Origin of the sequence: Bradyrhizobium sp. YCK136, assembly GCF_044570075.1 — a bacterium.
GTDB lineage: Bacteria > Pseudomonadota > Alphaproteobacteria > Rhizobiales > Xanthobacteraceae > Bradyrhizobium > Bradyrhizobium diazoefficiens.
The window spans coordinates 4,971,328-4,992,294 of sequence record NZ_CP172424.1 but is presented as its reverse complement, the minus strand read 5'-3'; the positions used below and the strand labels follow the sequence as shown (position 1 = coordinate 4,992,294).

Here is a 20,967-nt window from a genome sequence, read left to right as displayed (position 1 = left end):
CCGTTGTGACCGGTCGTGACGTCGCTTATGCGTGGGCACAGCATGGTTCCCGCACCACATGTCAGCCCGGGTGGACGTTTGGAGCCCATGCGATGCGGTTTATCCCGGTTGTGATCCTCTTGATGTCGGCATGTGCGGCTGCCGCCGCCGCGCCGGCGCGCCACGCCCGCCCGCACCACCCCGTGGTCGTCCGTCCGGCCGAGGACGCGCCGGTGCCGCCCGGCTGGTACAAATTTCCCGGGTGGCCGCCGATCCCGCCGTCGGAGAACAGGAATCTCGATCCCTCCAATTTCGGCGGAGGCTGATCGCAGCTACGCAGCGCGTCGCGCCAGATAGTCGCGCGCGAAGGCGAGATACCAGTCGAGGCAGCCGGGATTGGCCATCGCCTCCTTGTTGATGACCTTCTCGACGGGCTGGCCGAGCAGCAGCTTCTTGATCGGCAGCTCCTGCTTCTTGCCCGACAGCGTGCGTGGGATCTCGGCGACGGCGAAGATCTCGTTCGGCAGGAAGCGCCGGGAGAGACCGGCCTCGATCGCCTTGTTGATCTTCTCCTGCATCGCGGCGTCGAGCGCGACGCCTTCGCGAAGCACCACGAACAGCGGCATGTAGCTGTCGCGCCCGAGATATTCGAGGTCGACGACGAGGGAGTCCAGCACCTCCGGCAAGGTTTCGATCGCGGAATAGAGTTCGCTCGTGCCCATGCGCAGGCCGTGCCGGTTGATGGTGGCATCGCTGCGGCCGTAGATGATGCAGGAGCCGTCCGGATTGACCTTGAGCCAGTCGCCGTGCCGCCACACGGGGCCGCGGCCGCTGCCGTCGAAATTGTCCGGATAGGTCTCGAAATAGCTGGAGCGGTAACGCACGCCGTCCTTGTCGTTCCAGAAGTAGAGCGGCATCGACGGCATCGGCTCGGTGCAGACGAGCTCGCCGACCTCGTCCGTGACGGCGCGGCCCTGTTCGCTGAAGGCTTCGACGGCGGCGCCGAGCAGGCGACACTGCATCGCGCCGGGCGTTTGTGGCAATTGGCGGTTGCCGCCGATGAAGGCACCGGCGAAATCGGTGCCGCCGGAAATGTTCGCCCACCAGATGTCGGCCTGCGCCTTGCTGCCATTGGTCTTCGACAGTGCGGCGAAGCGGTCGTTGAACCAGGCTTGCGTGTCGGCGCTGAGCGGCGATCCGGTCGAGCCGAGGCAGCGCAGCCGCGACAGATCGCCCGCGGCGGCAAGATCGATTTCGGCCTTGGCGCAGTTGGCGAAGAACGCCGCGCCCGCGCCGAAGAAGGTCGCTTTCGATTGCGCCACGAAGCGCCATAGCGTGGTCCAGTCCGGCTTGTCCTTGGCGCCGCCGGGGCTGCCGTCGAAGATGCAGCAGGTGGTGCCGCCGAGCAGGCCGCCGACTTGCGAATTCCACATGATCCAGCCGGTCGAAGAGTACCAGTGATAGCGCTCGCCGAAAGAGTTTTGGTGATAGGAGCAGCCGATGTCGTTGTGCAGGCCGAGCAGCGCCAGCACCACGATGACGATGCCGCCATGGCCGTGCACGATCGGCTTGGGCAGGCCGGTGGTGCCGCTGGAATAGACGATCCAGAGCGGATGATCGAACGGCAGCCAGGCCGGCTCGAACGCGTCAATCGCGGCGCTTGTCCCGGCGACAATATCGGAGAGCAGGGCATCCGGCGCGGCAGGCGCACCGGCCTCGCTGTGCAGGATGACATGCGCGACCGTGGGCAGCGATCGCCGCAGTTCGGCGACGACGTCGCGCCGGTCGTGCCGCCGGCCGGCATAGGTGACGGCGTCGCAGGCGATCAGCACTTTAGGTTCGATCTGCTTGAAGCGGTCGATCACGGCGGGCGCGGCCATATCGGGTGCGCAGACGCTCCAGACCGCGCCGATGCTGGCGGTCGCGAGGAACGCGATGATGGTCTCGGGAATGTTGGGCAGATAGGCCGCGACGCGGTCGCCGGGCTTGATACCGTTATCCTTCAGATGCAGCGAGAGCGCGGCCGCCTTGCGCCGCAGCTCCGGCCAGCTCGTTTCCCTCAGCCTGCCATCCTCGCCGCCGCTGACGATCGCGGGCAGGCCGGCGGCGTCGGCGGCTTCGACATGCCGGAATACCTGACGCGCGTAGTTCACCTGCGCGCCGGGAAACCAGACCGCGCCGGGCATCTTGCGCTCGGTGATCACGGCAGCGAACGGCGTCGGCGATTGCAGATCATAATAGTCCCAGATGCTGCGCCAGAAGCCGTCGAGATCGCGCACCGACCATTGCCGCATGTCTTCGTAGCTGCCGAAGGTGAGGCCACGCTGCTCGGCGAGCCAGTTGCGATAGAGGGCGATCTGGGGAACGAAAGGTGCGGTCATTGCGTGTCGGCTTCAGTTGCGGGGAAGGGGAGTTTAAGCCGTCTCGCAGCTTAGCAGAAGCCGCGGTACTAGAAGGCGGCTTTGACCGGGCTAACGGGGGCCGGCCTTCGCCAGCGCGACGTGGCAGAGATCGCAACCGTCGCTTCAACAGATTCGTCATTGCGAGCGCAGCGAAACAATCCAGGCAGTCACGCGCGGAAAGATTCTGGATTGCTTCGCTGCGCTCGCAATGACGGAGGTGTGGGGGAACGCAATCTTGGTCTGTCAGCGTGGCGGAGCCATGCTGTCGGGGGCAAAGTCGGTCGGCAGGCCGTCGATGCTCTTCATGTTCTTCAGGCCCCAGTATTTTCGCAGATTGTTGACGCCCTGCGCCGTCCAGTAGCGCACGAGGTTGCCACGCTCTTGCTTGTAGTCGAACAGCGGCACGCCCAGACCGCACGACGTCTGCACGAGGTCAATCGAGAGGCGTACGATTTGGCGGGCGCCTGCAACTTCCTCGAACTTCGGAACGAGATCGGCGTACTCCGGCGTGCCGCGCATCAGCGATCGACCCTGACCATAGAGCCGCAGGATCATCGGATCGCCATCGAAGGCGCAAAACATGATGGTCAGCCGCTTGTCGTTCGAGGCGACCAGGTGCGCGCGGGTCTCGCTGCCGCTGCCAGTGCAATCGAGGTAGGCGACGTCAGTTTCTCCGAGCACCCGGAATGAGGACAGGCCCTTGGGCGAGACGTTGATGCGTCCCTTCGGCGGGGCGCTGGCGACGAAGAAGATCTTCTGCCGCTCGATGAAAGCCCTGTGCTCTGGCTCGATCCTTGCGAATTGCTTGCCCATTCCCGTCCGTCCTTTGCGTAGCGACGAAGCCGAGGCCGAAACTAACACGTCAAATGTACCGGTTTAAGGATACACGTTATCCTGGTATAAAGACCACCATGAAAGGACAGGATCCGATTGCTCCGGCACTCTCGCTCAGCGCGTTCTTGCGGGCGCTCCGGGAGCGCCAGTCTCCGGCGGAATTCGGTCTCGCCGCCGGACCACGACGGCGCACGCCCGGCCTCCGGCGCGAGGAGGTCGCTCAGCTCTGCGGATTGAGCGCCACCTGGTACACATGGATCGAGCAGGGGCGCGATGTGTCCGTCTCTGCTTCGACACTTGCGCGCCTCGCACGCGGATTGCGCCTGTCACGAGCCGAGCGCGGCTATCTGTTTGAGCTCGCGGGCAAGCGCGATCCCGAACGGCCGGGCAAAAGGGATGATCCACCTGAGGGGGTGCTGGCCTGCGTCGATGCGATCGATGGTCCCGCCTACATCCTCGATCGCACATGGAGCGCGCGTCGTTGGAACGCGAAAGCGTCCCGACTGTTTGCAGGATGGCTCGATGCTGACGGCGAAAAAAACCTCCTGCGCTACATCTTCCTCAGGCCTGAGGCGCGAACTCTGATCCTGGACTGGACGTCCCGTGCGCATCGCGTCGTCGCAGAGTTCCGCGCCGCGGTGACAGGCTACGCCGACGATCCGGATATTCGCCGCCTCGTAGACGAACTGAGAATTGGAAGCTCCGACTTCGAGCGCTGCTGGCAGACGCAGGGGGTTTTGGCACGCGAAGGGGGCGAACGTGCGTTCGATCATCCGATCATGGGACTGCTGCACTATCAGCAGGTGTCGCTGTCTCTCGCGGGCTGGCCCGACTATTGACTGACGATGCTTCTCTCTGCGCCAACCATACGCAATCGATGACCGGTATCGCGGCCAAACCCGCCGCGCGGCCCGCTCGCTCGTCGGCGTCCCTCTACCAACCCACGCCCGCCCAGCGCCGGCCGAATACCGGCGGCTTCGTCTTCACGGCTTGCCAGCCGAAGAAGTGATGCTTGCCGGACCATGCGTGCACCACGCCGCTGCAGATTTTGCATTTGAAGCTGCCGGAATGCGCTTCGCTGTGCTCTTCCCTGGTCGCGGTGTAGTTCATGCTCCAACCGGTGCAGGTGAATTCTTCGATCGTCCAGATGCTGTTGGCCATTTGCACGGAATGTTTTCTTGGGACCTCGGTGCACGGTAGGAGCGGGTCTTTGCATCGGCGTAAACTGGGGCAACGAAATCCGGTTAATCGCCGTTAGCCAAACCGGGCTCCGCTCCGAGCCAGTGCAGGATGTTCCGGGTGTTCGGAGCGCCGGTCAGTCCAAATCGCGCCGCCGACAGGTCCAAGCGCGCGCCTGGTCCGGCAGCTAGATTTCACCCCGTCGCCTCGGTCGGGAGGCGCGCAAGCGGGGGTGAGATGATGGGGACAAAGCTCGTTTTGACGGCCGCGCTGCTGTCGCTGGCAACGCCGGCATTCGCTGCGGATATCATCGCGCCTGCGCCGGTGAAGGCGCCGGTGCGGGCTGCGATCTTCACCTGGACCGGCTTCTATATCGGCGCCCACGGCGGCGGCGCCTGGAGCAAGTGGACAGGCATCGACCCGACCGATCCGACCGCGGTCTGGACCTCCGTCACCGCCAGCGGCGGCATCGTCGGCGGCCAGATCGGCGGCAACTACCAGATCGGCAATGTCGTGGTGGGCCTCGAGGGCACCGGCGCCTGGTCCAGCGTCGCGCTGAACGCCGGCGGTCCGTTCGGCAGCGGCGCCGGCTTCACCTTGTCGCTCAAGAACGACTACATCGCCACGGTCGCCGGCCGGTTCGGCGTCGCCTTCGACCGCGTGCTGCTCTACGCCAAGGGCGGTGCGGCCTTCACCCGCGACAAGTACAATGCCAATAATGGCCTTGCCGGCGCGCTCGCCGGTTCTGCCTCGGGCAGCTTCAACCGCACCGGCTGGCTCGCCGGCGGCGGCGTCGAATGGATGTTCATGCCGAACTGGTCGGTGAGGGCCGAGTACAACTACATGGGCTTCGCCGCGATCACCGAGCAGCCGGTGACATCAGGCAACCTGGCGGCCACGCCGGCCAATGTGAAGCTGAACATCCAGACCGGAACGGTCGGCGTGAACTACCACTTCTAGCCGCGCAGGCGTTGCCGCAGGATCAGCCCTCGGTCCGGTCAAGCCGGAGCGGGAGCCCGCCTCGTCTTGACGCCGGATGCGGGGCTGGCAATAACGGCTTGCCCGTGCATGTGCCGGAACCAGCGTCGATGCCGCAAAGAAAGTCGTGCCCGTGAAAAGCCTCCGTCAGCTCCTGACGGGAGAGGACATCATCCAGCTCGTGATCCGGCTCGGCCTGCTCGCCCTGCTGATCATCTGGACCTTCCTGATCATCCGCCCGTTCGTGCCGATCCTGGCCTGGAGCGGCGTGCTCGCGGTCGCGTTCTATCCGGCCTTCAGCTGGGTCGCCAAGATCCTCGGCGGTCGGCCCAAGACCGCCGCGGCGATCCTCACCTTGATCACGCTCGGCATCGTCATCGGCCCTGCAACCTGGCTCGGTATCAGCGCGGTGGACGGCGTGCGCGAGCTGGCGCACCAGCTCGGCACCGGCGATCTCGCGCTCCAGTCGGCGCCGGAGCAGCTCAAGTCGTGGCCGCTCGTCGGCCCGTGGCTCTACGACCTCTGGGACCAGGCCTACACCAACATCCGCGCGGTGCTGCGCGAAGTGGCGCCCTATCTCCAGCCGCTGGCAGGACCGCTGCTGTCGTTCGCGGGCGATGCCGGCGTCGGCACGCTCCAGTTTCTGGTCTCGGTGTTCGTCGCCGGCTTCCTGTTCCCGCATGGGCCGCGGTTGGTTGCGGCCAGCCGCGGCTTCCTGTTTCGCATCGTGCCCGAGCAGAGCGAGCATTTCCTGGGGCTCGCCGGCGCGACCATCCGCGCCGTGGCGCAAGGGGTGATCGGCGTCGCGATCGTGCAGGCACTGCTCGCCGGCATCGGCTTCAAGCTCGCAGCCGTTCCGAGCGCCGGCCTTCTCGCCTTCATCGTGCTGCTGCTCTCGATCGTGCAGATCGGCGCCTTCCTCGTGCTGCTGCCGGTGATCATCTGGATCTGGACCGCCAAGGACGTCACCACGGCGCTGCTGCTCACGGTGTTTCTCGTCCTGGTCGGTTTCATCGACACCATGCTGAAGCCGCTCGTGATGGGGCGCGGCCTGACCACGCCGACCATCGTGATCTTCGTCGGCGTGATCGGCGGCACGCTCGCCCATGGCATCGTCGGCCTGTTCATCGGGCCGATCATCCTGTCGGTGGCCTGGGAGATGATGATGGCCTGGATCAGGACGGAGGACCGGGCGGGCGCGAAGGCGAGCGAAGGCTGATCTTGCGTCCTCGAACGGCGCGATCTGAACGCCGTGTCGCAGCTGGCCCGAAGGCCCGCGGCCTGTGATCAAGGCGCGTCCCGAACTTGTCTATCCGACTAGACAAGTTACGATTGGGACGATTCTATTTTCGATTACGGCAGCAATGGCGAAGTCTTCCAAGCTGGTTGCCGCCAAGCGCGGCAAGGTATTGTTGGTCAGACGCCGGTCGGACGGCCTGTGGATGTTCCCGGGCGGCCGCAAGCGCGCGCGCGAGTCCGAGAAGGACTGCCTGCGGCGCGAGATCAAGGAGGAGCTGCCCAAGCTGAAGCTCGGCCGGATCAGCCTCTGGAAGGAAGTGAAGGCCAGGAACAAGCGCTCCGGTCGCAAGATGAGCGATGCGATCTTCATCGCCAAGGGCGCCAAGGGCAGGCTCGCGATCGGCGACAAGAAGGAGATCGACCGCGCCGCCTGGCAGAAGCCGCGCGGCATCCGCCTGACCCCGACCTCGCGCTATATCCGCGACCGCCTGTTTCCGAGGAAGCCGCGGCGGCGCGGCTGAGTTCGCGTTCTCGCGAAGTGGATACCGGTTGGCGTCAAGACAACGCGTCAAAATAGGAATCCAGGGCCCCGTTCCGATTCTATCGGAACGGACAACGGCTCTAGTCTTCCCGATCCACCGATCGGTCCCGCCCGGCGAATGACCGCGAGCGCGCCGCGCGCGGCTCCGGCGCGACGCGCCTTGCCGCCTCGGCCTCGCGCTGTTCCTTGCGCGCCTTGCGCGCGTTGCGCATCGCGCGCTTGACGAAGGGGTGCTGCGAATCCTCGGCGAAAAACAGCACCACCTCGCAACTCGGACATTGCCTGGAATAGCCGTCCTGCAACCGCCCGGCGCGATCGCGGAACACGGACTTGCAGCGCGTGCACTGAATCTGGACGAAACTCATGCGCGACCGACAATGACCGATGGGAATGGATCGTCAGGTGATCCCAAATGTCTGAAGAAAGCCTGAAGGCCTTGGTGAATTCACCGGAGGTCTTGTCGCAGCCGATGTCGTGCGCACGACGGCGATGCTCGCAAGATGCGGCCGGGCGTCATCGGCCCGCCGCGACTGGCGGCAGGCAGAGGTCGTCAACAGGCTCAGGTCGTTTGAGCTGCCCGACCAGCCGCTATTGCCTGGCTGCGAGCATGTCGAGGCAATGGTTCAGATACGCGGTGCGATCCCTGGGCAGCACCTTGTCGAGATCGGCCTTCAGCGCGCATTCACGCTGCCGCAACTGCTCGGCCCGGCGCTTCTCGGCCGCCTCGCGGAATTCGGGAGCAACCTTGTTGGGATCGACCAGCGGCTGCGAGCGGGCGGGGGACGCCGCAAGGAGTGCAATGGCGGCGATGAAAATGAATGGTTTCAAATGAGCCTCCGTAAAAGAAGGCATCCTAGCCCGCGGCGCGCGCAGGCTCAAACCGGAGGTGCGGTACCCCGTTCCGGCATGATCGGGCCGCGCCAACAACCAACAGCGCGTGTGAACCAGTTCACAAGCACGCGACACATTCGCTGCTATGAAAGCGTATTGCTTGACCATTTCATTTTGAACGAAACGCCCCAGCGTCCAAGCGCTGGGGTTTTTCGTGCTGGACATGCGAGCAGCGCGTCCTCGATCGCAGCAGCCCGTGCATCCAGAGAAGCAGGTCCCACGCCGCGTTGAATGCTTCGGAAGCGGCGAGTTCCGATCCACAGCCAAAGATTTCGGGAGCGCAATGGCGCTCCGAACGTTGCCACGAGGCGTGCGTTGGCAGGGCAAATCCCATATGGATGGCGGCGAACCGCCGAATCGACAATGAGGCGGCTCGCGTTCGGTGGGTGACAGTTTACGACCAGAGACGGATTCAAGTGAGGCTTTCCAAAAAGGCGAAGGCGACCAAGACATCGCCAAAGAAGGGCAAAGGATCGCAGCGCGCCACGATCTCGTCTTCATCGCCCCTCGGTTCGATGGCTCTGCATCTGCTTGCACAATGGAAGCAGTCCGGACGCAGCGGCATCGTTTTTCTCGCCGAGAGCGAGAACAGGGCGGAGCGGCTCGGTAGCGTCATTCACGCGCTCGATCCCGCCTGCGAGGTCCTGGTGTTTCCGCGATTGAACACTTTGCCGTTCGATCAGCTCGAGCCGTCGCACGAACTGGCAGGGCGCAGAGCCTCGGTGCTGCGACGCCTCGCGAAATCCAGGAAGCCGCTCTTTCTGGTCTCGACGGCGGAAGCCGTGATGGAGCGCCTGCCGCCGCCTGCGAGCCTGTCGCGCCTGAGCGTGGGCCTGAAGGTGGGCGGCGCGTTTTCCGAGCGGGACCTGCGCGGGCGCCTCGAAGAGCTGGGATACGATCTCGAGGACGAGCCGGATTATCCGGGCGGAGCCCTGTTTCACGGACAGACCTTCGAGATATTTCCCGCGGGCGCGCTGGGGCCGTTCCGGATCGAGCATTCAGGCCGCGCCATCAGCCGGATCGTGGCGTTCGATCCGAAAGAGCACGACATCATCTTCGAGACCAGCGAGCTTCTCGTCGATCCCATGTCGGAGCGGCTGGCCTTCGCCGGCAAACGCGGCAAGCGCGCGACGCTGTTCGACTATTGCGGGCGCGCCAAATGGATCGCCGATGCAGGGGTCCCGTTGCATGTCGACGGCTGGCTCAGCACGATCGAGGAGGCCGCGCCTCGCGCGGAGAGAGAACGCGAATACATCGGACGGCGCGACTGGAAGCAGCTCTCCAGGGGCATGAAGGTGTTGCCGCGGACAGCGTCGTTCCAGCCCATCCCGGAGTTTTCGAAGCTGACCTCCTCCAGGAAGGTGCTGCGTGCCTTTGTCGAGGAGACGCGCCGGGCCGGCTCGCGGCTGATCCTGGTCGCGGCGCAGGAGGACGACCTGCGCGTGATGGAGCGGATGGGCGGCGTCAAGGCGCAGCGCTGCGAGAATTGGGACGAGGCGGTGCGCGGGCGGAGCGGCGAGGCGGCGCTTCTGGCCGATCTCGATGCGGGCTTCGTCGTCCCGGGGAAAAAGTCGCTCGTTGTCGTGACGGCGCCCGACGTGCTCGGCAGCCGGGCGCATCATGCGCAGCCGATGGCGCGGGCCTGGAGCGCGGCCTTCGACCATGCCGACGTGCCCGAGCAGGGCACGGTGGTCGTGCATCTCCAGCGCGGCCTTGCCGTGCTCGATGGCCTGCAGACCTTGAACACGGGCGGCGGCGCACTGCGCGAGATGATCCGCCTGGTGTTCGCAGGCGACAATGCGGTTCTCGTGCCGCCGCCCGATCTGGCGCTGATGTGGCCTTACGCAACCGAGCCCGGCAAGCTTGCGCTCGACAAGGCGGACGGCAGCTCATGGTGGGCCCGCCGCACCGAGGCCGAGCGCGAAATCCAGATCGCCGGCAAGGTGCTGGCCAAGCACATCAGTCAGCGCCGCAGGCGGCGCGCCGACAAGCTCGTTCCGCCGGGATCGGCCTATGAGAAATTCGTCGCGCGCTTTCCTTATTTCACGACGGTCGACCAGGCGAAGGCGATCCGCGACGTGCTGGAGGATCTCGCATCCGGCCATCCGATGGACCGGGTGATCTGTGGCGACGTGGGATTTGGCAAGACCGAGGTGGCGCTGCGGGCGGCTGCCGCTGTGGTGCTGTCGGGCAAGCAGGTGGCGATCGCGGTACCGACGACGGTGCTGGCACGGCAGCATGTCGCAACGTTCCAGAAGCGCTTCGCCCCGTTCGACATCGAGGTGGGGAACCTGTCGCGGGCGACATCCGGCGCCGAGCTGCGGGCGACCAGGGAGGGACTGCGCAGCGGCCGGATCAAGGTCGTGGTCGGAACGCAGGCACTCGGCGGCAAGGACGTGAAGTTCGACGATCTCGGCCTCGTCATCATCGACGAGGAGCAGCATTTTGGCGCGGCGGAGAAGGCCAGGCTTTCCAGTCTCGCCAAAAATGTCCATGTGCTGATGATGAGCGCCACGCCGATCCCGCGCACGCTCGCCGCCGGCCTTGCCGGATTCCGCGACCTCAGCGTGATCGCCTCGCCGCCGGTTCACCGGCTTCCGGTCGCAACCAGGATTGCGCCGCTGTCGGATGCGGCCATTGCGTCGGCGTTGCTGCGCGAGCAGCGGCGCCATGGCCAGAGTTTTCTGATCTGTCCGCGCATCCAGGATCTGGATCCGATGCTGGCGCGGGTGCAGGCGGTGGCCGGTGATCTTCGCATCGTGTGCCTGCACGGCAGATTGGCTGCCGACGAGATCGACGACCGGATGATGAGCTTCGTCGAGGGCAGGGCCGACGTCCTGCTCGCGACCAACATCGTGGAGAGCGGCCTCGACATTCCGCGTGCGAACACCATCGTGGTCTGCTGGCCCGAAAAGTTCGGCCTTGCCCAGTTGCATCAGCTGCGCGGACGGGTCGGACGCAGCGGCATCCGCGCGTTCGCCCATCTGCTGACCGAGACGAATTCCGGGCAGTCGGAGAAGCGGCTGGCCGTGCTCGAGGAGTTCAGCCGGCCGGGCGCCGGCTTTGCCATCAGCGAGCGCGATCTCGATCTCAGAGGTGCGGGCGACCTGTTTTCGGAGCAGCAATCCGGCCATGTCCAGGTGTTCGGGCCCGTGCTCTACAGCCACCTGCTGAAAATGGCTTCGGAGAAGGTCGACGAGGAACGGGCCGCGGTGTGGGTGCCCGACCTGAACCTGCCGGTCGCGGACATGCTGCCCGAGACCTATGTGCATTCCGAGCCCGTGCGGCTCGAACTCTATGCGCGCGCCGCAAGATGCAGCAGCGAGGACGACCTCGTCGACCTCGAGGAGGAAACCTCCCGCCGCTTCGGCCCGCTGCCGAAAGTCGCGCGCGACTTCTTTGCCGCCGCGAAGCTCAGGCTCGAATGCAAGCGAAGGGGCATCATCCGGCTCGACGTCGGCCTCGGGGCGGTGGCCGCAACGTTCCTGCCCGGACGGTTGCGGAAGTCGAGAGGGAAGTCACTGCAGCGCGACGGCGATCGCGTCGTCTATCACAGCCAGATGCGCGACGCGCCGTTCGAGCGGGTTGAAGAGTTGTTCGAGGTGCTGGACGAGGGGTGAGGACGGATGCGCCGATCTGGCGCCGTCTTCATCCAGCCGGGTCAATCAGACAGGTGACATCAGTCACTTCGAAGCGTGGTCGATCTTGTGCCCCAAATGCCCGGTGTCGTGATCGCGGCGCAACTGGCTCAGCGACGTCTCGTTCAGCTGAGCCAGGACCTCGCTGAGCTGGGTCGCATCGGGGTAGCCGGCCGCAAAACCCTTTCCGTAGATCTTGCGCAACGTGCCAACCAGCGTGTTGCCGTGCTTCTTGCTGATCCCGCCATCCTTGTCCCGATGGCGGCCATCCAGGCCCGATTCCTTCATGTGTCTCTCCCTGTGTGGCGTCTTGAGCGCCTGGAGAGAGCGTGCTCCCAAATGAGTTGATTGGCAACGGCGCGGCGCGCGGGCGTTGAGCGGCGGTTCGTGCCACCGCAAGGGCGTTGCGCTCGCGTGTCTATCGCTTAGCTGTGATGCCGCGTCAGATTGCGGCGGGACGGTTGGCGCATCACATCAGCCCGAGAGGTTGCTCGATTGGAACCGATACGATGCGCTCTGTTCTGGCCATGGGTCTGTTGATCGTCCTGTGCACCGCCGCAAACGTGGCGACGGCGCAACGCTTCCGCGCGCATCATCCGCGCTCTCCCGCGGTCGATCGTAAGCGGAGCTTTTCTCCCATTTGATTGACTGGTTTCGCTTCGGCTTTCGCTCTGCGATCCTTGGCTTGTCAGAGAGCCGAGAGGAGACTGAAGGCGATGGAACAATCGGGGGAGGAAGCCGAAGCTGATGGCTTTGTGGGGAAGCTTACGCGCCGGACGCGTTCTGGAGGCCGGTTATGGTCTGCGGAGATCAAGGGGCGCGCTGTTTTCGAGAGCATGAAGCCCGACGCCCGGGTATGTGATGTCGCACGGCGTTACGGTGTGAAGGCCCAGCAGTTGACGACGTGGCGCAGATTGGCGCGTGCTGGCCGGCTCGCATTGGTCACGGACGACGCGGCGGATTTCGTGTCGATCGAGCTGAGCGATCCAGTGGCGTCAGGCAAGAGCGAGGGGCCCGTCGAGATTACGATTGGCAAGGTTTCGGTCCGCCTGGATGCGGACGTGTCGGCGGTGCGGATCGCGGAGATCGTGACTGCGATCGAGCGCGGCGCATGATCATTCCGGCGCAGGGACTGCGGATTGTGCTTGCTGTGCGTCCTGTTGACTTCCGGTGCGGGCACGACGCGCTGGCCGGTCTTGTGCAAAACACGCTTGGGCTCGATCCGCATTCGGGCCTGATCGTGGTTTTTCGTTCGAAGCGCGCCGACCGGCTGAAGATTTTGCTATGGGACGGCACGGGCCTCGTTTTGGTCTACAAGCGCCTTGGCCGCGATGGTCGTTTCGAGTGGCCGCAGATCAGCGACGGCGTCATGCATCTGACGCGCGTTGGGCTGAACTGGAAGCGAGTGGGCGAACGGATTGTCGCGACGCCAGCTGCGGCGAACTGACTCAGACCCGACAACCTGTTTCGCGCGGGGCTTTGGGATGATAGCTTGCGGATGTGCCGCCGTCCCCCATTGATCCCGCCCGTCTTGCAGCGCTGCCCGCCGATTTGCGCGCGCTCTTCCGCGCGCAGGAAGCGATGATTGAAGCCGAGCGTCGTCGCGCAGACGATGAATGCTCGGCGCGCCTTCATGTCGAGAGTGAACTGGCTGCGTCCAAAGAGAGCGTCGAACGCCTCGAACTGCTCGTGAAGGAGTACGAGCGCGCACGTTTCGGTAAACGCTCGGAAAAGTTCAATCCCGATCAGATGCAACTGGTTCTCGAGGACATCGAGATTGCCATCGCCGAAGTCCAGGAACGCCAGGACGATCGTGCGCGCCGCGCCGGCACGGCGCCGTCCAGCCGCCGGACCAGGCGCGCTGCCCGTGCCTTTCCCGCGCACCTGCCGCGCATCGAGCAGGTGATCGAACCCGAGAACCTCGAGTGTCCCTGCGGCTGCGGCCGGATGGTCCAGATCGGCGAGGATCGCTCCCGCCGTCTCGATGTCATGGCCGCCCAGTATCGTGTGATCGAGACGGTGCGACCGCGCTACGCCTGCGCAAAGGGCTGCACCGGTGTTGCTCAGGCGCCGGCGCCCGCCCATCTCGTGGAGGGTGGCATCCCCACCGAGGCGCTGCTGGCGCAGGTGGCGGTCGCCAAGTTCAGCGAGCACATGCCACTCTATCGTCAGTCGCAGGTTCTGGCTCGGCATGGCATCTTCATCGATCGCGCCGTTCTGGCAGACTGGATGGGAACGGTCGCCTTCCACCTCGCGCCGCTGGTCGAGCGCATGAGCGTCGTGATGAAGCAATCGGGCCGCTTGTTCATAGACGAGACCAGGGCGCCTGTGCTCGATCCGGGCCGGGGCCGAACGAAGACCGGCTATCTGTGGGCTGTCCTGCGCGACGATCGCGGCCACGGCGGCGCTGATCCACCAATCGTGGTCTACCACTACGCGCCAGGACGCGGTGGTGACCATGCTGAGCGCATCCTCGAGGGCTTCGACGGCATCCTTCAGGTCGACGGATACCAGGGCTATCATCGGCTCGCACGGCCCAAGCGCAAAGGCGGCGTGCCGCTGCGGCTGGCCGCATGTTGGTCCCACTCAAGGCGCAAGATCATCGCAGCGACTCCGAAAGCCGGCTCACCCATCGCCGAAGCCGTTCTCGCGCGCATCGCCGCACTCTATGCGATCGAGAAGGAGATCCGTGGCGCCGACGCCCCGGCTCGGCAAACGACCCGTAACGAGCGATCACGGCCGCTCGTCGCTGAACTCGAGAGGTTTCTGCGCGAGCAAGCCGCTCGCCTGTCGCCGGGCAGCGAGATGGGCAAGGCGATCGCCTATCTCCTGAACCATTGGGATGGCCTCACCTTGTTTCTCGACGATGGTTGCGTTGAGATGGACACCAATCCCGTCGAAAATCAAATCAGGCCGCTGACTCTGACGCGTAAAAATAGTTTATTTGCTGGTCACGACGAAGGTGGTCGTTCATGGGCGCGCATAGCTTCGCTCATCGCCACCTGCAAAATCAACAGCGTGGAGCCCTACGTCTGGATGAAAGCGACGCTCAAAGCGATCGCAACCGGTCACCCGCAGTCCCGGATCGACGAGCTCCTGCCCTGGTCGTTCGGCCGCACCTCGTAATTCTCCGTCGTTGCCGCCTCCATACCCCCCGCCAACGATTTGCAAACACGTTGATCAACAGACTGCAATCCCCACGCCAAACCTTTGCGAATGGGACGCGAACGTCGCTTACTAACGGACGCCGCCAAGCGATAATACTCCGCTTGCGCGGCGTTGCGCTTTTCAGACGTCAGCATTTTCAGACGTCATGCTCTTCAGAATCGGCCAATCAGCTCGAGGCGTGCCAGCCGGGCGGAAACGGCACGAACGGCCAGACCATCTGGTTGTCGTTGGCGGCCCTTGGCGGTTCGTGAGCCGACGTCCTGACGGCCGGGACAGGCGGCGTCGATCGCACCGCCAAGCGCAGACATGCACACTGCAAATTCATTGTGGTCGCCCCAGCCAGTATGTCTTTTTTCAAAACGTCCGAGTCTTAAACCTTCAAGTCTTCAAAACTTCCGAGTCTTCCTCAAAATCCAAGTCGTCTTTAAATTCCAAGCTCTTTAAAAAAAGCGACGTCAGTTCAAATTCAATCGCGCGTCCCGAAAACGGCGCACTCACTCTCAAATCACGCATGCATTGTAGAAAAACCGGCGCCGGCTTTCAACCAGCCTGGCCACCTGTCCGCGACAGGTAAGGTTGATGGGTTAGGTTAAGAGCGAGCGGTTGTTGCGGCCACTTTGGCGATCGTTATCAGATCGGTGCCGGCTCGCGATGGGCTGCCTGGAATTCGTGCTCACACAAGATCACAGTTCGTCGCGGCGCGCGTATCCTGTGAGTTCTGTGTCATGTCTTTCGATCGCAACTTAAAAACGGCCAGCCCGCAGTCGAGCTGGACCGAAATCTGGCACCTCTGGACCGTGATCGTGCCGCGCCGCTCGATCAACGGGCAGCTCGTTTACGGCAAGGTCTGGCGCCGGCACGACGGCCGCGACTGGATCTACAAGAAATTCACCGAGTTCGACGGCGAAGAAGCGGCCTGAAGCGATGCGATCGTGAATCGTCATCCCGCTTTCAGGTTGGTGCCTGCACGCGCGGCAGCGGCAATTTGAAGTGACGTTTCGCGTAAGCGACGATCTCGTTGTCGGAAGGATGGTCGGCCGTTTCCACTGCGGCAATCCGCTTGGCGACATCTGGCGCGTTGGCGCGGATGTGGCTGGCGAGCTCGGTCTTCGCGTTGGCCGGGCCGATGATCAGGACTTCGCCGGCATCGGCGAGGGCTTTGGTCACCTCAGCGTAGAACGTCTTGTCAGGCGCGGCATGGCCGCTGCCGATCTCATTGGCCTTGTGATGAAGATGACGCGTTGCCAGATGCGGATGCAGCGTGATTTCGTCGGAGCCGCTCAGGCCGAGATGGAAGATCCGGGCCTGCGTGTGGTCGATCCATACGATGGCGTGAAAATGAGAGGGCATGTGCTTGGCCTTGTCCGGGAGGAAGCGCCGACGTCGGTGCGGCGGCGCGAGTCGCGGCGAGACTAGGTCGGCCGACGCCGGCCCTGGTTGACGCAGGTCAATCCAATCCCGGACGAACCACCGACAGCGGCGTCGGAACGGCGGACGTCCCGGCTCAGGCGGCCTTTGCCGCGGCCGCCGGCTTGGGCGGCGGGCGCTTCAGCGGCTTGTCCTGCCGCTTCGACCACGAGATGTAATACGCCACCGTCGTCATGATCGCGATGCCGGCGATGCTGACGAAGAGCTGCGCGAACAGCGAGCCCGAGCTCATCGACAGCTCGAAATGGCCGACGAAGGACAGGAACACGCCGACGCAGAACACCGCGAGCGATTGCTGGCCGCAGACGATCAAGGGATCGAACACCTTCCATTCCAGGCCCGGCCAGTCCTTCGGCACGAAGCGGATCACCAGGATCACGATCACGACGAAATGGATGAAGCGGTAAGGCGCAAGGTTGGTCTTGTCGTTGGGGTTGAAGGCCGAGAACAGCCATTCCGGGAACATGCCGCCGATGGCGGGGAAGCGGCCGGCCATGGTCATGACCAGCGCGAACAGGAGATAGCCGAGGCAGAGCCACAGCGTGATCGGCGAATTGATCAGCGTCATCGAGCGCCGCGCCCCGCCCATCGCGCACCAGGCGCCGAACACGAACAGCACCTGCCAGGCATATGGATTGAAGTACCACTGGCCGGCCGGATAGGCGGTGAGGTTCAGGCCGTAGTGGCGCGCGGCGAGCCACAGGACGATCGACAGCACCATCGTCAAATCGGGCTTGCGCAGCATGAACCACAGCACCGGCGGAAACAGTCCCATCAGCACGATGTAGAGCGGCAGCACGTCGAGATTGAGCGGCTTGAAGCGCAGGAACAGGCCCTGGCGCAGCGTCTCGGTGGCGTTGTCGACGAGGCCGGCGACGTTGAACTCGTTGATCATATCTGAATCGCCGAAGCGCAGCGCCAGATAGCTGATCGAGGCGATGTAGATCACGAACAGGATGATGTGGGCGACGTAGAGCTGCCAGACCCGCTTGGTCAGGCGCGTGGCGCCGACGATGAAGCCGCGCTCCAGCATCATGCGCGCATAGACGAAGGAGGCAGTGTAGCCGGAGATGAAGACGAACAGGTCGGCCGCGTCGGAAAAGCCGTAATTGCGCGTCGTGATCCAGTTCACGACGTTGTCAGGGATGTGGTCGAGGAAGATCGCCCAGTTGGCGACGCCGCGAAACAGGTCGAGCCGTAGGTCACGGCCTTTTTCAGGGAGCGTGGCGTTGATGTTCAGGAAGGCCATGCGACGGGAGCTCTCGGAGGGGATAGATGCGCTGATGTCGGCGAGGCAGTGCGGCCGGGCTGAATCCCGGCGCGGAAGGCGGGTACGGAATTGTCACGGTGCAGCATAATGACTATACCGTCGGTAAGGGTGACCGGGGGGCCGGAATCACCGATCAGTTCCCGATCGGTGTCTCTATACTATCCCTGAGGTTTCCACCAACTGCCACCCTGACGCATCGAAATCGAACGAAAAGACGAAAAGGCTCGGACCACCCCATGACCGCACGCATTTTCAAGCCCGCCAAGAACGCGATGCAATCCGGCCGGTCCAAGACCCGGGAATGGCAGCTCGACTACGAGCCGGAGCAGCCGCGTGCGGTCGAGCCGCTGATGGGCTGGACCTCGTCCGGCGACATGAAGCAGCAGATCACGCTGCGCTTCGACAGCAAGGAAGAGGCGGTCGCCTATTGCGAGCGCAAGGGCATCGCCTACCAGGTCATCGAGCCCCAGGATTCGATCCGCCGGCCGGTCGCCTATGCCGACAATTTCTCGTTCCGGCGGGGCGAGCCCTGGACGCATTGAGGGGGCAGGTGGCTGCTCCGACTTCATACGACGTGACGTACTCGTCATGCCCGGGCTTGTCCCGGGCATCCACGTTTTGGGCCGCGTGAAAGAGCGTGGATGGCCGGGACATAGGCGAGCGGAAGCGACGCCGTCCTTCAGACGGCTATGCCCGGCCATGACGGTGGGGCGGTATTCCCCCGAACTCGATAGCGCCGCGCCCTTGGCTCTTGGCACCAATTCCGCCTCATGCTTCGCTGGTCCCGGCATCACGGGATCAGGGCGAGGTGGGGGATGGCCGGGCGTGACCAGCTCGACGGCGTCGATCTGAAGATCTTATCCGAGCTGCAGCAGGACGGGCGGGTGCGCAACAACGAGCTGGCGCTGCGCGTCGGCGTGTCCGCGCCCAACTGCCTGCGGCGGTTGAAATCGCTGTTCAGCCGCGGCGTGATCCGGGCGGTGCGCGCCGTCATCGACGAGCGGCTGCTCGGCTATGAGGTGGTGTCGTTCGTCTCGATCCAGCTCGGCAGCCAGGCCCAGCCGGTGCTGGAGGCGTTCGAGGGCTCGATCGCTGCGATCCCGCGCATCCAGCAGTGCTGGCGGATTTCGGGCGAGACCGATTATCTCTTGAAATGCGTCGCGCCGAGCGTCGAGAGCATGCGCCAGCAGCTGCTGCATTTCGCCGCGATGCCCGACGTGAAGAACGTCCGCAGCTTTCCGGTGCTGGGCGTCGCGAAGGACGTGCCGCTGCCGTTGCAGGAGGTTGCGGCGGCGGCGGCGGGATAGGAGATCGCTCCGCCGGTGTGAGGCTCACAGAGACTGCGAAGGAGCTGAAATCATGTATATCGCAGGCTTCGTCATTCCCGTGCCGGAGGACAAGATGGAGGCCTATCGCCGATGGGCCGAGAACGGCGCGGCGCTGTTCAGGGAATACGGGTGTCTGGAGATCGTCGAGTCCTGGGAGGACAACGTCCCCAGTGGCACGCACACCGACTTTCGCCGCGCCGTGAATGCGAAGGACGGCGAGAAGATCGTCTTCACCTGGCAGGTCTGGCCCGACAAGGCAACGCTCGAGGCCGCCGAAGCCGGGATGGGCGACGACAAGCGATTTGAGGCTGCGGGCGACATTCCGTTCGATCCGAAGCGCCTGATCCTGGGCTGCTTCAGCCCGATACACGTCATGGGGCGCCAGGACCGGTAAGGGCGTCGTAGCGGAACTATATATCTTAGTAACTCACATAAGTTTGACATGTGATTTGCGAAGCCCTGCAATGCGCCGGACCGTGATTGTCGGTTCCTGCGCGCTGCCTAGATGCAGGGTGTGAACCTCAGCCTGCATCGCACGCTGGGGATGCTTTTGTGGGACCCTTAGCAGGAAAAGACATCATGACATCGACTTCGAAGACGATCGCAGCGTCTGCTGCGGCGCTGTGTGCGTCTGCGTTTTTTGTTCTGTCGGCACCGGCTGCGAAGGCCGAAGACTACTGCATCACCAATGGCGCCCAGGCCGCCCATGGTTGCGGCTATCCGACGATGGAAGCCTGCCGGCAGGCGGCCGGTGGCATCGGCGGCTCGTGCTCGCAGGCCGGCGGCGCGAAGACCACCAACGACGCGCTCGCCTTCCAGCCGAAGCAGACGCAGTCGCGCACCAAGCCTCGTTCGGGCGCGCAAAACTAACGCCTGACATCGAGACCGGATCCGGCACATTGCGGCCTCCGAGAGCGATCTCGGGGGCCGTTAACTTATGACAAGCAGACAACAATGCGCTGCGGCGCCCATCAGCGATACCTTCCGCGAAACTCGCGGGGACTGGCGCCGGTCCAGCCGCGGAAGGCGCGGGAAAAGCTCTTCTCGTTGCGGAAGCCGGCGATCTCCGCGATCCGCTTGATCGGGGTGCGGCCGCGCATCAACTCCTGCTTGGCGAGCTCGAATTTGGTCTCTTCCTTCAGATCGCGCAGCGAGGTCGCTTCCTCGCGCAGGCGCCGGTGCATGGTGCGGGTGGAGAGCGCAAGCTCGCTTGCGACATCCTCGGCGCCGAGACTGCGTCCGCGCGCATTGCGCAGCACGCGGCGCACGCGCTCGACCAGCAGCCGGTCGCGCCGATAGGGCAGCACGGTCAGCCGCAGCGCGCCCTTGAGCATGCTGTCGAGATCGGCCGGGCTGCGGGTCAGCGGCAGTGAAAGATAGTGCTTGTCGAACACGATGCGGGCGCCATCCGCATCAAAGCTCAAATGCCTGCAGAAGATCGTCGGATAGACCGAGACGTGGCCCGGCTCGGAATAGGGAAACTCGGCCGCACGTAGCGCGATCGCGGAATCGACGGCCCAGCAGGAGAAGCCGAGGACATAGCGGAGCAGGGTGACGAGGCAGAATTCGCGCAAGGGGCCGAGATCGCGCTGCTCGCGAAGGGAGATGGTCGCGGTCTCATCACCAAGCGAGAGCTCGAACAGCACGTCCTCGGTCAGCAGGCGATGATGCCGGCACCAGCGCTTTAGCGCGACTTCGAGATTGGGGGCCGTGATCGAGGCGCGGCACAGCATGCCATAGGTTCCCCAAGGCAGCCGGCGCGAGAACCAGCCGAGCGCTTCGTCGTCGAGCTCGTGCATGGCGTGGCCGGCCAGCGCCTCGAACTGGGCCGCCGTCACACGTCCGTCCTGGGATCGAACGAGATCCTCGGTGACCTGCCCCTTGCCCAATGCCTCGGCCGGATCCCGCCCGTAAACGGCATAAGCGGCAACTACGCCGTGGACGAAGGCGGCTGGGGTCATGGCGCGGCGGGGCGTCGCGGTTGCGGCTTGGAACGGCATGAAAAATCCTCGCCAAAGTTGGCGGAAAATGCAACCTTTTCGACCGCCAGGACGCCCGGGCAGGGGTAGGTTCGGACCCGACAAGAATACGG

23 protein-coding genes are annotated in these 20,967 nt (G+C 64.3%); 14 read left to right on the top strand and 9 right to left on the bottom strand.

Going from position 1 to position 20,967, the window contains the following annotated elements; all coding sequences use genetic code 11:
• The first annotated feature begins 92 nt into the window (after nt 1-92).
• Nucleotides 93-305 carry a hypothetical protein gene (locus tag ACFLEY_RS24410; RefSeq protein WP_060912137.1) on the top strand — a complete coding sequence of 71 codons (213 nt, stop codon included), beginning with the start codon at nt 93-95 and terminating at the stop codon, nt 303-305.
• A 6-nt stretch (nt 306-311) separates the two neighbouring features.
• On the opposite strand, the gene ACFLEY_RS24405 is transcribed toward ACFLEY_RS24410, so the two are convergent.
• Nucleotides 312-2,360 (bottom strand): acetoacetate--CoA ligase, encoded by a 2,049-nt coding sequence (locus ACFLEY_RS24405; protein WP_060912138.1) that lies wholly within the window; start codon nt 2,358-2,360, stop codon nt 312-314.
• Between the two features lie 264 nt (nt 2,361-2,624).
• Nucleotides 2,625-3,194 carry a pyridoxamine 5'-phosphate oxidase family protein gene (locus tag ACFLEY_RS24400; protein WP_028173945.1) on the bottom strand — a complete coding sequence of 190 codons (570 nt, stop codon included), beginning with the start codon at nt 3,192-3,194 and terminating at the stop codon, nt 2,625-2,627.
• 98 nt (nt 3,195-3,292) lie between these two features.
• On the opposite strand from ACFLEY_RS24400, the gene ACFLEY_RS24395 reads away from it, so the two are divergent.
• The gene (locus tag ACFLEY_RS24395; protein WP_211433952.1) at nt 3,293-4,054 is read left to right on the top strand and encodes a helix-turn-helix transcriptional regulator; all 762 of its coding nucleotides are present in this window, start codon (nt 3,293-3,295) and stop codon (nt 4,052-4,054) included.
• Between the two features lie 94 nt (nt 4,055-4,148).
• Here ACFLEY_RS24395 and ACFLEY_RS24390 read toward each other — a convergent pair whose 3' ends face one another.
• Nucleotides 4,149-4,376 (bottom strand): hypothetical protein, encoded by a 228-nt coding sequence (locus tag ACFLEY_RS24390; protein WP_060912140.1) that lies wholly within the window; start codon nt 4,374-4,376, stop codon nt 4,149-4,151.
• Between the two features lie 255 nt (nt 4,377-4,631).
• Here ACFLEY_RS24390 and ACFLEY_RS24385 point away from each other — a divergent pair, with 255 nt between their 5' ends.
• From ACFLEY_RS24385 to ACFLEY_RS24375, 3 genes are all read left to right on the top strand, one after another.
• Nucleotides 4,632-5,354 carry an outer membrane protein gene (locus ACFLEY_RS24385; protein WP_249163498.1) on the top strand — a complete coding sequence of 241 codons (723 nt, stop codon included), beginning with the start codon at nt 4,632-4,634 and terminating at the stop codon, nt 5,352-5,354.
• A 145-nt stretch (nt 5,355-5,499) separates the two neighbouring features.
• Nucleotides 5,500-6,591 (top strand): AI-2E family transporter, encoded by a 1,092-nt coding sequence (locus tag ACFLEY_RS24380; RefSeq protein WP_060912142.1) that lies wholly within the window; start codon nt 5,500-5,502, stop codon nt 6,589-6,591.
• 145 nt (nt 6,592-6,736) lie between these two features.
• Nucleotides 6,737-7,132, top strand: a complete 396-nt coding sequence (locus ACFLEY_RS24375) for an NUDIX hydrolase (protein WP_028173949.1) — start codon at nt 6,737-6,739, stop codon at nt 7,130-7,132.
• 100 nt (nt 7,133-7,232) lie between these two features.
• On the opposite strand, the gene ACFLEY_RS24370 is transcribed toward ACFLEY_RS24375, so the two are convergent.
• Complete coding sequence (locus tag ACFLEY_RS24370; RefSeq protein WP_028173950.1) at nt 7,233-7,517, bottom strand: hypothetical protein; 285 nt, start codon at nt 7,515-7,517, stop codon at nt 7,233-7,235.
• Nucleotides 7,518-7,740: 223 nt separating this feature from the next.
• The gene (locus tag ACFLEY_RS24365) at nt 7,741-7,980 is read right to left on the bottom strand and encodes a hypothetical protein (protein ID WP_060912143.1); all 240 of its coding nucleotides are present in this window, start codon (nt 7,978-7,980) and stop codon (nt 7,741-7,743) included.
• A gap of 578 nt (nt 7,981-8,558) precedes the next feature.
• On the opposite strand from ACFLEY_RS24365, the gene ACFLEY_RS24360 reads away from it, so the two are divergent.
• Nucleotides 8,559-11,663: a DEAD/DEAH box helicase gene (locus ACFLEY_RS24360; protein WP_060913089.1), complete on the top strand. Its 3,105-nt coding sequence runs from the start codon at nt 8,559-8,561 to the stop codon at nt 11,661-11,663.
• 63 nt (nt 11,664-11,726) lie between these two features.
• Here the strand turns inward: ACFLEY_RS24360 and ACFLEY_RS24355 are convergent, their stop codons facing one another.
• Entirely contained in the window at nt 11,727-11,969 is a 243-nt protein-coding gene (locus ACFLEY_RS24355) for a hypothetical protein (RefSeq protein WP_011087435.1), read from the bottom strand.
• 428 nt (nt 11,970-12,397) lie between these two features.
• Between ACFLEY_RS24355 and ACFLEY_RS24350 the strand changes: the two genes are divergently transcribed.
• The 4 genes from ACFLEY_RS24350 (at nt 12,398) to ACFLEY_RS24335 (ending at nt 15,769) form a co-directional block, all read left to right on the top strand.
• The gene (locus ACFLEY_RS24350) at nt 12,398-12,796 is read left to right on the top strand and encodes a transposase (protein WP_026192391.1); all 399 of its coding nucleotides are present in this window, start codon (nt 12,398-12,400) and stop codon (nt 12,794-12,796) included.
• Nucleotides 12,793-13,128: an IS66 family insertion sequence element accessory protein TnpB gene (gene tnpB, locus ACFLEY_RS24345; RefSeq protein ID WP_396604229.1), complete on the top strand. Its 336-nt coding sequence runs from the start codon at nt 12,793-12,795 to the stop codon at nt 13,126-13,128. Before ACFLEY_RS24350 ends, tnpB begins: the two co-directional genes overlap by 4 nt.
• 134 nt (nt 13,129-13,262) lie before the next feature.
• Nucleotides 13,263-14,807: an IS66 family transposase gene (tnpC, locus tag ACFLEY_RS24340; protein WP_224517700.1), complete on the top strand. Its 1,545-nt coding sequence runs from the start codon at nt 13,263-13,265 to the stop codon at nt 14,805-14,807.
• A 767-nt stretch (nt 14,808-15,574) separates the two neighbouring features.
• On the top strand, nt 15,575-15,769 hold the full coding sequence (locus tag ACFLEY_RS24335; RefSeq protein ID WP_060912286.1) for a hypothetical protein: 195 nt from the start codon (nt 15,575-15,577) through the stop codon (nt 15,767-15,769).
• Nucleotides 15,770-15,800: 31 nt separating this feature from the next.
• Here the strand turns inward: ACFLEY_RS24335 and ACFLEY_RS24330 are convergent, their stop codons facing one another.
• Nucleotides 15,801-16,199 (bottom strand): hypothetical protein, encoded by a 399-nt coding sequence (locus ACFLEY_RS24330; protein ID WP_028171331.1) that lies wholly within the window; start codon nt 16,197-16,199, stop codon nt 15,801-15,803.
• A 154-nt stretch (nt 16,200-16,353) separates the two neighbouring features.
• A complete protein-coding gene (locus ACFLEY_RS24325; protein ID WP_060912285.1) occupies nt 16,354-17,526 on the bottom strand; it encodes an OpgC domain-containing protein in 1,173 nt (390 codons plus the stop codon).
• A 257-nt stretch (nt 17,527-17,783) separates the two neighbouring features.
• Here ACFLEY_RS24325 and ACFLEY_RS24320 point away from each other — a divergent pair, with 257 nt between their 5' ends.
• From ACFLEY_RS24320 to ACFLEY_RS24305, 4 genes are all read left to right on the top strand, one after another.
• Complete coding sequence (locus ACFLEY_RS24320; protein WP_028171332.1) at nt 17,784-18,089, top strand: ETC complex I subunit; 306 nt, start codon at nt 17,784-17,786, stop codon at nt 18,087-18,089.
• A 273-nt stretch (nt 18,090-18,362) separates the two neighbouring features.
• The gene (locus ACFLEY_RS24315) at nt 18,363-18,854 is read left to right on the top strand and encodes an Lrp/AsnC family transcriptional regulator (RefSeq protein WP_028171333.1); all 492 of its coding nucleotides are present in this window, start codon (nt 18,363-18,365) and stop codon (nt 18,852-18,854) included.
• A 52-nt stretch (nt 18,855-18,906) separates the two neighbouring features.
• A complete protein-coding gene (locus ACFLEY_RS24310) occupies nt 18,907-19,269 on the top strand; it encodes a DUF1428 domain-containing protein (protein ID WP_039184454.1) in 363 nt (120 codons plus the stop codon).
• Nucleotides 19,270-19,454: 185 nt separating this feature from the next.
• Nucleotides 19,455-19,745, top strand: a complete 291-nt coding sequence (locus ACFLEY_RS24305; RefSeq protein WP_028171335.1) for a DUF3551 domain-containing protein — start codon at nt 19,455-19,457, stop codon at nt 19,743-19,745.
• A gap of 101 nt (nt 19,746-19,846) precedes the next feature.
• Here the strand turns inward: ACFLEY_RS24305 and ACFLEY_RS24300 are convergent, their stop codons facing one another.
• Nucleotides 19,847-20,875: an AraC family transcriptional regulator gene (locus ACFLEY_RS24300; protein WP_211433378.1), complete on the bottom strand. Its 1,029-nt coding sequence runs from the start codon at nt 20,873-20,875 to the stop codon at nt 19,847-19,849.
• Nucleotides 20,876-20,967: the final 92 nt, after the last annotated feature.